The following is a 16,498-nucleotide window of genomic DNA, read 5'->3' on the forward strand; positions in this document are numbered from 1 at the left end:
GTGAAGCTGGCGTTCCTGATTCCTTATCGGGTGTCCAGACTGACCTCAGCCTGCCGCATCCCCTCGTATACTTGGTTCAATACTTCCCCGATGATCCTCGCATTGCTCTGAAGCTCGGCTTCCTGCAGCATGCTGGTGTGTGTGCCTGCCGCCCGGCGGATAGCAGTGCGGCTTCGAGATGCGCCGGTCCAGGAGAAGCCGGCCCCCGTCTCCTCCGTATCGAGGATGAAGAGCGGTGCCTGCAGCGATCCGGTGTTGGCCATGGTGTTCAGCCACAGCCGGTAGGCGTTCATGCGCCGCTCCGCTGCCGCTCGGACCTCCGGCAGACGGAGAAGTTCCTGCTGGTCACCGGCCTCCGCCAGGTCAAGCAGCTCCCGTGTCTGCCTCTCCATCTCCTCCTTGCTCAGAACGTGGGGCTCCAGTCTTCGAACCGCATCCAGGAGGATGAGAATCGATACCTTCCTCCCCCGCTCCTCGAGCCGCTGTGCCGCAGCGTGGGCAAGGTTGCCGCCCGCGGAGTACCCGAGCAGCACATACGGGCCTTCGGGCTGAAGCGCGGTGATCCGCTCCACATACTGTTCCACTGGATCTTCCCCTTCCAGGAAGTCGAAGGCGATCCAGGCATAGTCAGGCAGCGCTTCGGCCAGGCCGCGGTAATGGAAGCCGTAGCCTGCCACCGGAGGGAAACAGAACACTGCCGGCCCCTCTTGCGCTCCGAAGATCGAGTACGGCTCGTCCCCTTCCCCCTGCCATTCCTGCCACAGCTTCAGCTTCTCGGCGAGCTCGCGGACGGTCGGGCAGCGGAAGAGCAGCGGAAGAGGCAGCGTGTGCCCAAGCAGATTCCCGATCCTCGAGGCGACGGAGGCGGCCATGAGCGAATGGGCGCCCCGGGTGAAGACATCCTCATCGATTCCGAGGACTTCGAGACCGAGCGCTTCCTGCCATATCTCCGTCAGCCGGAGTTCCAGTTCATTGCGGGGCTCTGTTACAGCCCCGGTGTCCATGGAAGACGGCTTCGGCAGCGCCCGGCGGTCAATCTTGCCGTTGGGTGTGAGCGGCAGCGCTTCAAGGCATATCACATGCTGCGGAAGCATGTAGCTTGGCAGCGTCCGGCCAAGGGCGTTCCTTACGAAGCGGACGTCCAGCGGCTGCTCCGTCACCACATAAGCGCACAGCTGACCTTCCCGGCCCTCCTCCGGCTCCGTGACAAGGGCCAGAGCCCCGGTCACACCCGGCAGCTGCCCGAGCCGGTACTCGATCTCCCCAAGCTCGATGCGGTAGCCCCGGACTTTGACCTGGTGGTCTTTGCGTCCGAGGAATTCCATGTTGCCGCAGGGCAGCAGCCGGCCGAGGTCGCCGGTCCGGTACATCCGGCCTCCCGGGTGGAAGGGATCGGCCGTGAAGGCCCGTTCCGTCCGCTCAGGATCATTCACATAGCCTTGGGCGACACCCAGTCCCCCGATGTGCAGCTCGCCTGCGATGCCTGGGGGCACCGGTTGACCGAAGAGATCGAGAATATAAAAAGCGTTGTTGGCCAGCGGCCTGCCGTAAGGAATGCTGCGCTGGTCTTCCTTCACCTCGCGAATCGGATAATGATTCGACCAGACGGTTGCTTCGGTTGCGCCGCCGAGTCCGATAACCCCGGCCTGGGGGAAGAACCGGCCCATCCGGTCCTTCAGCGCTACGGGAATCCAGTCGCCGCTGAGAAGCACCAGCCGCAGATCGGTCTGGACAGCCGGCAGTCCGCTGCGCTCCAGCGAGTCCACCAGATAGCCCATCGTGGTCGGCACGGAATCCCAGAGGGTGATCCTCTCTTCCTTCATCAGCTTCCACAAACGGTCGGGATCCTGCACGTCCTCCTTCAAGGCGGTCACTACGGTGCCGCCGGCAGCCAGTACGCCGAACAAGTCATAGACGGACAAGTCAAAGTTCATCGAAGTCACCCACAGCATCCGGTCATCGCACCCGACACTGTATTCGAGATTGACCGCATGGAGCAGGTTGACTGCCGAGCGGTGGGTGATCATGACGCCCTTCGGCTGACCCGTAGATCCCGAGGTGAACAGGATATAGGCGAGATCGTCCGGCGTGTGCCGTTCGCTGTCATCCGTCTGAGCCGGCTTCAGGCCGGCATGCAGCCGTAATTGGTCCCCGGCTGTGCCGCCGTTCTCGTCGAAGCCGATAACGGGAAGCCCGAGCTCTTCTGCGCCGCAGCCGGTCTCGGCCAGCAGGAGGCTGACCCCCGCCTGGCGGACCGCATACTGCTTCCGGTCCGCCGGGTCCCCGGGCTCGATGGGCACATAGGCGGCCCCCGTCTTCAGGATGGCCAGCATGCCGAGCACGGTACGGATTCCGCGCGATACGATGAGACCCACACGCCCGCCCCGGCCCGCCCCGTGCGCTTGGAGCTTCTGCGCAAGGCGGACGGCAGCCTGTTCCAGCTCGCCGTAGGTGATCCGGCCCTGGGCATCCGTCACGGCGACCCGCTCCGGGGTCCTGGCCGCCTGCTCGCTCACAAGCCCGTCGACTGTTGTATCGCTAGGATATGGCTGCTCCAGCAGCTGCAGCGCCTGCACGCTCTCCAGCCTCTCTACTTCGGTGAGGATGTCCAGCTCGCCGAGGAGCGCTTCCGGTGCTCTGACAATCTGCTCCGTCAGGGCAAGCAGGTGTTCCCGGATTCGCTGCATACTCCGGCGCGGGAACACCCCCGCGTTGTAGGAGAACCGGATGCGCAGCGAATCGGACGGCAGCACGATGATCGTAAAGTCGTAATTCGTATGCTCGAACAGATCGATGCCTGACAGGTTCAGTCCACTCTGTGAGGCTGACCCATACCCTCCGGCGTCCAGAGGATAATTCTCGAATACGAAGAGATGGCTCGCCAGCTCCCCCTGGATTCCGCTCAGCTTACCGATCTCCGCCAGCGAGAGATAATCATGGCTCCCGCTCTCGAGGGCATCCTGCTGCAGGCGCTCCAGCAGGGCTCCGAAGGATTCGGAGGGATCGAGCTGCATGCGGACGGCAATCGTATTGATGAAGAGGCCGACCATCGTCTCGACTCCGCGAAGCTCCGCTGGGCGTCCGGATACGACCGTGCCGAAGATGATATCGAGGCTGTGGTTATATTTGGCAAGCAGCAGTCCCCACATGCCCTGGAGCACCATGCTCAGCGTTGTCCGGTGGGCTGCGGCCAGCGTCTCCAGCGCCTTTGTGGCATTCGCACCAAGCTCAAAATCCAGTACCTCCGGAACATAGGCCGCCGGTGCCTGATTCCTGGCTCCGCTTTGTTGATCTTCCGGCCACACAGGGAGTTCCGCTCTTGGCCCGCAGCCGGCCAATCTGCCGCGCCAGTAAGCTCTTGCGGAGTCCGTGTCGCGTTCCTGCAGCCATTCGATATACCGGAAGTACGGCTCGACGGCCGGGAGTCCGGCTGTCACACGGCCGAGTCTGCTTTCATAGAGCTTCAGGAACTCGCCTACGAGGAGTCCGAGGCACCAACCGTCCATCAGCGCGTGGTGATAGCTCCAGACCAGCCGATGCTCCCGGTCGCCAAGCCGGAACAAGGCGAACCGCATCAGCGGGCCGCGGGCCGGATCGAAGCCGGATGCCCGGTCTTCGGCGCAGTAAGCTTGAACCCGCTCCTCTGCCGCTTCCCGGGGAAGATCCGCCAGATCCTCCATGCTCAGGCTCGTCCTTCTTCCCGAGTACACTGCCTGCAGCAGGCCGCCGGACGTATGCCGGAAGACGGTCCGCAGGCTCTCATGGCGTTCGGTCAGGAGGTGAAGGCTGTGCTCCAGCGCGTCCGTGTCGAGCCCGCCCTCCAGCCTGAGCGTCATCTGCTCAAAGTAAGCGGTGGAGGAAGGATCGAGCTGCGTATGGAACAGCATCCCTTCCTGCAGGGGGGATAGCGGATAGATCCGCTCGATCTCCGCACCGGACAGGACGTGTGAGAGCTCCCTTCGCCAGCTCCGAAGCTCTTCCATGGTGAGCCATGGGCCGCCCAGATCCGTTGGTGTGGACTCGGTCAACGGCCGGTGGAAGCAGTGCTCGGCAAGTGCCTTCAACCGTTCACCGAAGGAGAAGGCCAGCGCCTCAACGGCTCCTTCGGCGAAGGCTCCCGCCGGCACGCTGAAGGTGAACTGCAGCCTGCCGCCGATCGTCATGCCGTTCACGGACAGCAGGTGGGTCAGCTTCTGCTCCGGGGAGACCGGTGCTCCGCAGAGCTCGATCAGCGGTGAGAAGGTCACGCCTGCTTCCGTATCCTCCCCTGGTCCGCCGCCAAAGTCGCCCAGGTAGTTAAAGGCGGTAAGAGGCGACATGCCTCCCGCCAAGCCTTCACGAAGGCCGGGAGATGTAAGATAGGTCAGGATTCCGTAACCAATGCCCTTGTTCGGTACCCGGCGGAGGGCTTCCTTAACCGCAATCAGCTGCTCCCCGGGATCGGCTGCCGGTACGCGGAGCAGGAGCGGATACTTTGATGTGAACCAGCCGACCGTCCGGGTGAGGTTGCTCCCCTGCCCCGTGTCTTCGCGCCCGTGCCCTTCCAGGTCGATCGTGCACCACGATTCCCCTGTCCACTCCTGCAGCGATGAACCGAGAGCTGTCAGAAGAAGGTCATTGATCTCGGTGCGGTAGGCCCGGTGAGCCTCCGTCAAGATACGGGACGTTTCTGTTGCCGAGAAGGTGACCGGAATGCTCACAAGTTCCCCTGCGTATCCATACGGCTCCCCAATCCCCGCAGCAGGAAGCGGGGAGACCCCCATTCGCTCGGTTTCCGTCCAATAAGGAATCTCCTTCCGCAGCTTCGGCCCTGACGCATAGGCGAGGAGCCCTTTCGTCCATTCCTGATAGGATGTGGTTTTGGGAGGGAAAACGGCCTCCCGCCCCTGCTCTATAGAAGCATAAGCCGAGGAGAGATCCTCCAGCAGGATGCGCCACGATACGCCGTCCACCACCAGATGGTGCAGGATGATGAGCAGATGGTCCCCCTCTGCGGTACGGAACAGGCCGAGCGCAGCCAGCCTGCCCTGCACGAGCGACAGGCTCCGCTGCAGCTCCTCCGCTTTGTCGCTGATATGCTTGCGGATCAGTTCTTTCCCGCCGCCCAAGGCCCGAAGATCCTCCACGGTGAGACTCCAGCACTCCTGCGCCGCCGCAGCATCACGGTTCCTCTGAACGATCCGGCCGTCCACGAAGGCATACACCATCCTCAGCGCGTCATGGTGCACGGCTGCGGCTTCATACGCCAGCTTCAGCACATCGGCATCCCAGCCTTCCGCACGGAAGAGCATTACACTTTGGTTAAAATGATGCGAATCCGGCTGCTGCTGGCTCAAGTACCAACACTGGATCGGCGCAAGCTCCACCTCTCCGCTTACTTCCTCCTGGGAGCCGGAAGGGGTGTCGTTCTCCTGCATCAGAGGAGCGCACTCCGCCACGGTAGGATGGCGGAACAAGCTCTTGACATCCAGCTTCAGACCGCGGGCCTGCAATCTGGATGCGACTTGGATCGCCTTGATGGAATCACCGCCGAGCTCGAAGTAATTGTCGCGGATGCCGATGCGGGTCCGGCCCAGAACCTGGCTCCACACCTCGGCCAGCGCTTCTTCCCGTTCATTGCGCGGCGCTTCGAAGCCCGTACCTGTTACCGGGGATGCGGCCGGCTCCGGCAGACGCGACCGGTCGATCTTGCCGTTGACGTTCAGCGGGAACGCGTCCAGCCGGACATACGAGGCCGGCACCATATAATCCGGCAGCCGTTCTTGCAGGAACGTCCGCAGCGGCGCCATATCCGCCAGCTCCGGTGCTGCAACGACATAAGCGCACAGCTCCGGAAGGCCTTGCTCCGTTCGGCGGAGAATCACTTCCGTCTGTTCCACAAGCGGATGGGAGAGCAGCGTATGGGCTATCTCGCCGGTTTCGATGCGGTAGCCCCGGATTTTGACCTGGGTATCGATGCGGCCGAGGAACTCCAGACTTCCTCCCTCCGTCCACCGCGCCAGGTCCCCTGTCCGGTATAACCGTTCTCCTGCGGCAAAGGGGGACGGAACGAACTTCTCAGCCGTCAGCTCCGGCCGGCGGACATACCCGATGGCCAGCCCGTCCCCTCCGACGAAGAGCTCACCCGGCATTCCGGGCGGGCACAGCCTCATCATGGAGTCCAGCACATAGGCTGTGGAGTTGGAGATCGGACGCCCGATCGGCAGGGGACCCTCTGCATCCCGGTCAATCTCCGCTACGGCGGAGAAGGTCGTATTCTCCGTCGGGCCGTAGCCGTTCAGTACCCGGAGGCCCGGGCATGCGTTCATCACCCGCGCAGTGTGCGGGGCGAGCACCTCATCCCCGCCTACGATCAGCTGCCGCAAGCCTCGGAACAGGCTCGGATGCAGCTGGGCGAGCTGATGAAACAGCGGAGCCGTCAGCCACATCGTCGTAATCCGGTGCTCGGAGATCAAAGCTGCCAGCTTCAAGGGATCCAGGATCGCCGCTTCCTCCGGAATGTACAGCGACAGGCCGTTCAGCAGCGCCCCCCACACCTCGAACGTAGCGGCGTCAAAGACGGGAGCGCCGGTCTGCAGCAGACGGTCGCCGGGGCGAAACTCCACAAAGTCCATACCGAGCACAAGCCTGGCGATGCCTCTATGGGGAATCTTGACCCCTTTCGGAAGACCGGTGGTGCCGGAGGTGTACATGATGTATGCCGGCGCACCGCCGCCTGCGGGCGGAACAAAGTGCGGAATGCCTGCGGCTGCCGCCCCGCTTGTTTCCGTTACGAGGGAGGCCCCTTCCTCCTCCAGCTCTCTTATGAAGTACAGCGGGCAACCGCACCTGTTCACACCCAGTTGTCCGATGACCGGGTCTGGGCCTGCAGCAGCGATCCCTACCGCTTCCGCGTCCTTCAGCATATATCCAATGCGTTCCGGCGGATAAGCCGGATCGATCGGGAGGTAGGTGGCTCCAGCGATCAGGACGGCAAGCTGCAGAACCACGGTTTCTTTGGTTCGTTCGGCCCACAGGGCGACCACGTCGGCCGGCTGCACCCCTCGTCTCCGAAGCCCGGCTGCGATATGCAGCCCTTTCGTCCAGAGCTCCCCGTAGGTCAGGGAGCCCGCTTCGTCTTCGAGCGCCGGATCGTCCCTGTGCCGGTGAACGGACTGCAGCAGCAGCTCCGGAATGCTTGCATCCCGTGGATACTCCGCTGCCGTAGCGTTGAATTCATGCAAAATGCGTCCGCGTTCCTCCGGCTCGATCCACTCCAGCTTCCCGATCGCCGCATGGGGCTCCTCCGCCAGCCGCTCCGCCAATCGGATCAGGTGCTTCATGCAGGCTTCGGCCAGCCGCGGCTCCACCTGCCGCCCATCGTATTGGAAGCGCAGCGTCAGCTCGCTGCCGGGAATCAGGAACAAATGAAACGGGTACGGCGTCTGCTCGTACGCCTTCACTCCGGTGACTTCCAGAGCGCCGTTGCCCCCTGATGTATTCTCGCGGAGCGTCCGCTCCACAGGGTAGTTCTCCATCACCATAATATGATCGATCTCGTCCGCCGCCGGCTGCGAGCCCTGAAGAGCGGCGGCCAGTCCGATATGAGCATAGGCGGCGGATTCCAGGGCCTGCTCCTGCTGTTCTCGGAGCAGGGCGTCGAAGGAAGTCTCGGCATCCCAGGTCACGCGGACGGGAATGGTCTGAATGAACAGACCGACCATCTCCTCCACGCCCTCCACTTCCGGAGGACGGCCGGAGACGACCTGACCGAACACCACATCGGTACGCCGGTGATACAACCCGAGGAGGATGCCCCACACCGCCTGCATGAGGGAGCTCACCGTCGCCTGCCGGCCGGCTGCCAGTCTCTCAAGCTTCCGGGTCATCTCTTCGGAGAGCCGGCAGACGAGCTCCCGCTGGTCCTCCTGCGGTTCGGCGGACACTGGGTCGCTGCTGCTGCGTCTGCGCAGATATTGGAGAAGGGCCCCGGGCGATTCGTACCCGCCCAGAAGGCGGCCCCAGTAGGCCTCGGCCTCCGCGGAGCGCTGCTCTTTTTTCCATGCCAGATAGCCATCGAGAGATACGGCCGGCTCCAACCGGGCAGGCCTTCCTTCCCGAAGGAGGGGATACGCCGCCATGAAATCCTTCATGAGCAGGTTCAGACACCAGCCGTCCATCAGTATATGGTGATGCGTCCAAAGCAGCGTGAAGGCGTCGTCCCCGGTCCTCAACACGGTAAAGCGGATGAGCACATCCCTTGACAGGTCGAACCCGCGCCCGCGGTCCGACTGTACGGCCGAGTCGGATCTTGCTCCCTGCTCTTGTGCAGTCAAACCGCGCAGATCCACGACGGAAAGCTCGGGCTCCCGCTCTTTCAGAATCAGCTGAAGCGGCTCATCCGCCGTGTGGCCGTAACGGTACACGGAACGGAGAGCTTCATGTCTGTGCATCAGCATCCGGAGGGTTTCCCGGAACGCCTGCTCGTCAAAGCTTCCCCGGAACTGTAGTACCAGCTGTTCCGTATAGGCCGGGGACTGCGGCTCCGCCATCGCCTGGTAGATCATGCCGAGCTGCATGGCGCCGAGCGGATAGACTTTCTCCAAGACAGCCCCCGGTACACGGCCGGCGAGATCGGAGAGCAGGCTGCGCAGCGATGGAAGATCGGCGGCGAGTCCCACATCGGACGGAGTCAGCTGCGGTGCGTGCTTCCGCTCCGCACAATGACGGATGAGCAGGAGCAGCTCCTCACGGAATCGGCTGCAGAGCCGTTCCACCAAGGTTTCGTCCAGGACTTCCGAATCGTAGCGCAGCAGGAACAAGAGTCTGCCGTCCGTAATCATGCCGTTGGCTTCCAGCGCATAGGGCGCATGATTCCTCCGGCTGCTGTCGCTGCCGGAAGCCAGGCCGGCAACGCGGAAGCCGCCGGCCCCGGCGGAATCGACCTCTCCCAGGTAATTGAAGGCGATCTCGGGCTTCAGCCCGAAAGACAATCCCGGGCGCTGCTCCGGCGGGGTTATATACCGGAGGATGCCGTATCCCGTTCCTTTGCGCGGTACGCGCCGAAGCGATTCTTTGACCCGGATCAGCTGCTCGCCCGGATCGTCCGTATCCGCCAGATCCAGCACCAACGGATACAGGGAAGTGAACCAGCCTACCGTGCGCGTCGTATCGATAGGCTCCAGATGAGGTTCGCGGCCGTGTCCCTCCACCGCGAAACAGAGCGCACCGCCCTGGACCGAGCTGAGAAGACTGAGTCCGAGCGCCGTAAGCAGAAGCTCGGACGTATCGGTCCGGTAAGCCTGTCTGGCTTCCTGCAGGAGCTGAGCGGTCTCTTCCTGTGTGAGCTCGACTGGAAGCGTCCGTGGGCCTCCGGCTGTTAGGCTCCCGCCGGTCTTCCTTGGTAGCGAAGCCGGCTCGCTCTGCTCCATCTCCCTCCAGTACGGGAGCTCCCCAAGCAGGCGGGGGCTGACCGCATACCGCTGCAGCTGCCGGGTCCATGCCCTGAGCGAAGCGCTCTTGCGGGGGAGTTTCACCGCCGCCTTGTCGTTCGACTGTCCAAGCTGTGCATACGCATCGGCGAGATCCTCGAGAATGATGCGCCACGAGACCCCGTCGATGACCAGATGATGCACGGTGATCAGCAGATAGTCCGCTTCCGGAGCACGGAACAGCCCGAGCGCACAGAGCCGTCCTTCCCCGGGCTTCAGCATGCCCTTGAGCTTCTCCCCTTCTTCGGCGAGTTTCTCCTGCCACCGCGCTTCCGAGCGGAGATCCACCGTTTGCAATAGAAAATCGAACGCCTCTTCGGCTCCCCGGATCCATGCGGGAGCCCTCGTCTCTTCGGGTAAACCGGCAGTTCCCGGATTGTCTCCAAAGCACATCCGAAGCGCGTCGTGATGAATCATCACCTCTTGGAACGCTTGGCGGACTCTGTCCTCGCTGAGCCTGGCCGGCGCCTGCAGCAGAATCGATTGATTCCAGTGCTGCGGTTCGGCGAAGCCCTCGGCAAGGAACCAGCTCTGCATCGGCGTTAAGGGCAGCTCTCCGTATACCGCTTCCTGTTCGGCCTCTTCCCCGATCGGACGCAGACGCCCCTGGAGGCCGGCGATCGTGGGATGCCGGAACAGCTCGGGCAGCTCGAGCAGCAGCCCGTGCCTGCGCAGCCGGGAAGCCACCTGGATGGCCTGGATGGAATCCCCGCCGAGCAGAAAGAAGTCGTCATGGATGCCGATGCCTTCCCTGCCGAGCACCTCCTGCCATACCGCCGCCAGCAGGAGTTCCGTCTCCGCTGCCGGAGCCTCATACGCGGTTCCAGCCGGCAGGGACCCGGCACCGCCGGGCTCCGGCAGCGCTTTGCGGTCCAGCTTGCCGCTGGCGGTCAGCGGCAGCTGCTTCAGGCAGACATAATGCAGCGGAATCATGTAATCCGGAAGAACTTCCGACAGGAAGCTCCGCAGCTCCCGGCCCGTCAGCGGCGTACTTCCCTCCGTGCCCTCTTTTTGCAGTACGAGATAGGCACACAGGGCTTTGGTATCCTCGGTCATGCTGCGGACGACAACAGCGGCTTCACGGATCCCCTCATGGAGAAGCAGTGCGGCTTCGATCTCGCCGGGCTCGATCCGGTAGCCGCGCACTTTCACCTGCTGGTCGATCCGTCCCAGGTACTCTACCTGACCGTCCGGCAGCCACCGGGCGAGATCCCCGGTCCGGTACATGCGCTCGCCGGGCAGGAACGGGCAGGGAACGAACTTCTCCGCCGTCAGCTCCGGCTGTCCCAGATAGCCGCGTGCCAGGCCGATGCCCGCGATGCACAGCTCGCCCGGAACACCGACGGGAACCGCCTGACCGGCCGGATCCATGATATACAGACGGATATTGTCGATCGGCCGTCCGATCGGCACGCGGTCTCTTACTTCCTCTTCAGGCGTGCAGTCCACATGCGTCACATCGACCGTCGCCTCCGTCGGACCATAGAGGTTGATCAGCTCCGTGCCGTAAGGCCTCGTCAGAAGACGGCGGAAGCGCCGGACCTGACCGAGAGGCAGGGCCTCGCCGCTTGCAAACACCCGCTTCAGGCCGGCCAGCCGGCCGGCGTCTTCGGACTCCTGCTCCGTGTAAGTCAGGAACGCCTGCAGCATCGAAGGCACAAAATGCATCACCGTGACCCCATGCTGCTCCACGCCCGCAGCGAGCCTGGCGGGATCCTTCTCCGCACCGGCCGGAGGAAGATACACCGAGGCGCCCGCAGCGGCCCACCAGAACAGCTCCCAGACGGAGACATCGAAGGTGTAGGGTGTTTTTTGCATAATCACATCCTGAGGGGACAGCGGGTACGCTTGCTGCATCCAGTGAATCCGGTTGATCACGGCTTCATGCTCGATCATGACTCCCTTGGGCTGACCCGTGGAGCCGGAGGTATAGATCACATACGCAAGATGGTGGGAGGCGCAGCCGCTCTGCGGCGTATCGCTTCGAGTGCTGTAGCTCTCCTCCGAATCGAGGGGGATGCGCACCCCCTTGAAGCCGGCGCCCGGATCGCTGCTGCCCTCCATCGTCAGGAGCACGGGAGCGCAGCTGTCCCGCAGCACGTACGCCATCCGCTCGGGCGGGGTCCCCGGATCGATCGGCAGGTAAGCGCCGCCCGCCTTGAGTATGGCGAGTACGCCGACCAGCATCTCGGGCGAACGGCGGGCGGCGATGCCGACGATCACGTCGGGACCGGCCCCGTGACGCTGCAGTGTCCAGGCAAGCCGGTTCGCCCGCTCGCTCAGCTGGCCGTAGGTCAGGCTCCCGCTGTCCGTACGAACGGCGATCCGGTACGGGTCTGTGGCAGCGAGTTCTTCCAGCCAGCCCTGGATCGTTCTCTCCAGCGGGAAAGCCCGATCCGTATCGTTGAAGGAGCGGAGAACCCGCTGCTCTTCATCCGCGTCCAGCATCGGCAGGAGGCCAAGCTCCGTCTCAGGCCGTTCGGCCATACCTTGCAGCAGACGGCGGTAGTGCCCCGCCATCCCGCGGATCGAAGCCTCATCGAACAGCCCCTTGTTGTACTCGAGGGCAAAGGCCAGTCCCCCCCCAAGCTCAAGGGCTTCCAGTGTCAAATCGAACTTCGCCGTGCTCCGCTCCACCGGCATCGCCCGGATCTGCAGCTCCCCGGCTTCGAAGTCTCTCGGAGCGAGCTCCATATTTTGCAGCACAAAGAATGCATCGAACACCGGATTGCGGCCGGCGGCTCCCTGAAGGCCCAGCTTCGACACGAGCCGCTCGAACGGGTATTCCTGATGCTCCCAGGCCGCGAGGGTCAGCTCTTTCACTTCAGAGATCCACGAGAGAACCGGCATCCCGCTGTACGGACGGGCCCGCAGCGGCAGGGTCTGGACGAGCATGCCGGCCAGCGGCTCCAGATCGGCATGGATTCTGCCGGCGGTCGAACTGCCGACGATGATGTCGTCCTGCCGGCTGTACCGGGCAAGAAGGACATAGTAGGCTGCCAGCAGCACCATGTATAGGGTTGCGCCCGTCTGGTCTGCGAGCCGCCTGATGCTGTCCGTCAGCGTCTCCTCCAGCTCAAAGGTGAACACGGCGCCTTCCGCTCTGCCCGCGGTGGTTCTGGGCCGGTCGGTCGGCAGCTCCAGCACCGGCAGCTCCCCGGAGAAGCGGCCGAGCCAATAGTCTTCGCTCTTCCCGATGCTCCCGCTCTGCAGCCGTTCCTGCTGCCAGACGGCATAGTCTTTGTACTGGACGGGCAGAGCCGGTAATTGGGTATCGGGGCCGTGGGTATAAAAGGTCATGAGCTCCGAGATCAGCAGGCCTTGGGAGACGCCGTCGCACACGATATGGTGAATGTCGATCCACAGCCGGTGCTCCTCCGGGCCGTGGGCTGTCACGGCCGCGCGGAGCAGCGGAGCGCGGCCCAGATCAAAGGGCCGGCTTGCCTCCTCCTGCATCGACTGCCAGGCCTCCGTGCCGTGAGAAGCGTGCCGCAGCTCAAAGGATACCTGCGGATGAACGATTTGAACGGGGCCGTTATCCCGGATCTCGAAGGAGGTTCTCAGCGGCTCGTGCCGGGCAATCAGCGCTTGAAAAGCCGCCTCGAGACGGCGGATATCGAGTTGACCGCTGAGCACAAACCGCGCAGGCATGTGATAGGCAGTCCCATCCGGATTCAGGTTCTGCAGGGCGTAGATCCGCTGCTGCGCGGGAGACAGCGGATATGAGGCGCGCGCTCCAGCCGGCAGGATTTGTCCGGCCCGTACGGACGCGCCGGAAGGCACGCTGTGCCCGGCTGCGTCCGCATCCAGATACGCTGCCAGCTCCCGAAGGACCGGATGTTCATAGATGGCGCGCATCGGTACGTCCGCTTCCCATTCCTTGCGCAAGCGCGAGAACAGGACGGTTGCCTTGAGGGAATGTCCGCCGAGCAGGAAGAAGGAGTCGCTGCGGCCGATCCGCTCCACGCCGAGGACCGCCTGCCACAGAGCCGCCAGCCTCACCTCGGTCTCGGTTTCCGGCGCCTCATATTCTCCGGCCGCCGGGTGCAAGGCATCAGACCCATCCGGTTCGGGCAGGGCCTTGCGGTCCAGTTTGCCGCTTGGGGTGAGGGGCAGGCGGCCCAGAATCACGAAACGGGAAGGGACCATGTAATCCGGAAGTGTACGGATCAAATGGCTTCGCAGATGCGCCGCCGAAAGTTCATCTGCCGCTTTTTCATGCAGCGAACGATCCCTGCCGGCTTCATCTCCCGGCTCCAGAACGAGATAGGCGCAGAGTGCCCGGGTTCCTTCGCTCTCCGTATAGGGAGCAACAGCGGCTTCCCGTATCCCGTTATGAGCCAGCAGCGCCGCTTCGATCTCCCCCGGTTCGATCCGGTAGCCCCGGATTTTCACCTGACCGTCGATGCGGCCGAGGTACTCCACTTCGCCGTCCGGCCGCCACCGGGCCAGGTCTCCCGTACGGTACATCCGCTCTCCGGGGAGGAACGGACAGCCGGTGAATTTCTCCGCCGTCAGTTCCGGCAGGCCGAGGTACCCCCGGGCGAGTCCGGCGCCCGCGATGCAGAGCTCCCCGGGCACCCCGGCAGGCACGGGCTGGTCGGACTCGTCGACGATGAACAGCCGGATGTTATCGATCGGCCGTCCGATCGGCACCAGGTTCATCTTCTCTTCCGCTCCGTCACACAGGTAATGCGTAACATCGACGGCGGCCTCGGTCGGTCCGTATAAGTTCACAAGTGCCGTCCCGTTCGTGCGGCCGAGGGACCGGCGGAAGCGCCTGACCTGCGACAGGGGCAGCGCCTCCCCGCTGGCGAACACGAACCGCAGGCTGGAGAGCCCGCCCCATGCTTCGGAGTCCTCTTCAACATGCGACAAGAAAGCCTGGAGCATCGACGGGACGAAGTGGAGGGTCGTGACTCCATGCTCCCGTATCCCGGCTGCGAGCCGGGAAGGATCCTTCTCCGCTCCCGCAGGCGGGAGATACACAGAGGCGCCGGCAGCCGCCCACCAGATCAGCTCCCAGACGGAGACGTCGAAGGTGTACGGTGTTTTCTGCATGATGACATCGCTTGCGCCAAGCGGGTAGGCCCTCTGCATCCAGTGAATCCGGTTGACCGCCGCCTGGTGCTCGATCATCACGCCCTTCGGGCGTCCGGTGGAGCCCGACGTATAGATGACGTAGGCCAGATGGCTCGATGTGCCGATGGGAGGCGGGTCGGAGACATCGTCGCTGAAGCCCTCCTCGGCATCGAGCAGGAGCCGGATGCCTGCATAATCTCCGTCCGCGGGTACGCAGATGCTGTCCAATGTGAGCAGAACCGCGGCTGCGCTGTCCTGCAGGATGTAGGCCATGCGTTCCACCGGCGTTGACGGATCGATCGGCAGGTAGGCGCCTCCGGCCTTGAGTACCGCCAGAATGCCCGTCAGCATCTCCGGGCTGCGGGGAACCGCCAGGCCCACGACCGTGTCGGGACCGACTCCGTGCGCCCGCAGCGTCCAGGCCAGCCGGTTGGCCCGGCCATTCAGTTCACCGTAGGTCCAGACGGCCGCATCGGTCCGTACGGCAATCCTGTCCGGGTCCGCGGCTGCGAGGTCCTCCACCCAGGCATGAAGCAGCCGTTCCCGGGGAAAGTCCCTCTCGGTCAGGTTGAAGTCCTGAAGTACCCTCTCCCGCTCCGCTGTATTCATCAAGCTCAGCGAGTCCATTCCGGCGTTCGGGTCCGCAGCGGCCTTCTTCAATGCCTCCAGGAACCGGAGGGAGAGCTGATCGACGATACTTCGGTCATACCGGAGAGCGTTGAAGGAGAACTTGAACCGCAGGGCTTCTCCCGGAAATACGAGAAGCGTCAGATCGTAGCTCGTGTGCTCGTTGAATTCGGCCCCGGTGATGTCGAACCCCTTGCTGCGGCCCGCGGGGGCAGATACCTGCCGGTCGAGCGGATAGTTCTCGAACACGAGGAGATGATCGAACAGAGCTCCCCCAACCGGTGACAATCGCTGAATATCGGCCAGCGAGTAATACTCATACGGCGCGCTGTCCAGCGCCGCCCGCTGAACCTGCCCAGCCGTTTCGGTCCAGGTATCTCCCCCGCTCCAGCGCACTCTCACGGGGACCGTGTTGATGAACAGACCGACGGTCTGCTCCACGCCTGCCAGCTCGGCCGGCCGGCCGGAGACCACCGCGCCGAATACCACATCGCGCCTGCGGTTGTATCTTCCGAGCAGACTGCCCCACACGGTCTGTATCAGCGTGCTCATGGTGATGCCGCTCGCGGCGGCGGTCCGCTCCAGCTCCCGGGTCGTTTCCCCGTCCAGACCGTAAGAGACTTCCTCATACAGGGAAGCCCCCTGCTCTTCTTCCATCCCCCGTCTTGCCGGCAGCAAGGCTGCTTCTTCGTATCCTTCCAGGACGCCGCGCCAATAAGCGGCCGCCTCCTCCGGCTCCTGCCGTCCCAGCCACTCGATGAAATGACCGTACGGCACAGCGGCGTTGTCACCCCATTGATGGGAGATGCCTCTGATGAGCGAGGTGTAGGCGGAGGTAAAATCGTTCAGGACGATGCCAAGGCACCAGCCGTCCATCAGAATATGGTGGAAGCTCCAGACGGAGACGTAATCCGAGCCCCCCGCCCGGAACAAGGCGACACGCAGCAGCTCTTCCCCGGAAAGGTCAAAGCCCCGCTTCCGGTCCCTCTCCTTGTAGGCTTCGATCCGGCGGGCCGCCCCCTCTGCGGGGAGGCTTCCCAAGTCTTCGTACTGGAGGCTGACCGGCCGTTCTTTCAGAACGATCTGGACCGGCTGCTGCACTTTCTCATACAGGAACATCGTACGAAGCACATCGTGCCGCCCGATCGCGGCGTTCAGCGCTTCTTCGAAGTGCCGGGGCTCGATATCGCCATGCATCGTTAAGGTAATTTGTTCAAAATAAGCCGTAGACTCCGGATGCAGCAGGGAGTGAAACAGCATCCCCTGCTGCAGGGGAGACAGCGGATAAATCCGCTGAATATTGGACTTGGCACCCATCG

At 63.5% G+C, this 16,498-nt stretch carries 1 protein-coding gene; it reads right to left on the minus strand.

Annotated features, from left to right (window positions below; all coding sequences use genetic code 11):
- Positions 1-23: 23 nt before the first annotated feature.
- Positions 24-16,496, minus strand: a complete 16,473-nt coding sequence (locus tag PM3016_RS19305) for a non-ribosomal peptide synthase/polyketide synthase (RefSeq protein ID WP_014370606.1) — start codon at positions 16,494-16,496, stop codon at positions 24-26.
- Positions 16,497-16,498: the final 2 nt, after the last annotated feature.

The sequence above is a fragment of the Paenibacillus mucilaginosus 3016 genome (assembly GCF_000250655.1).
Taxonomy (GTDB): Bacteria; Bacillota; Bacilli; order Paenibacillales; family NBRC-103111; genus Paenibacillus_G; species Paenibacillus_G mucilaginosus.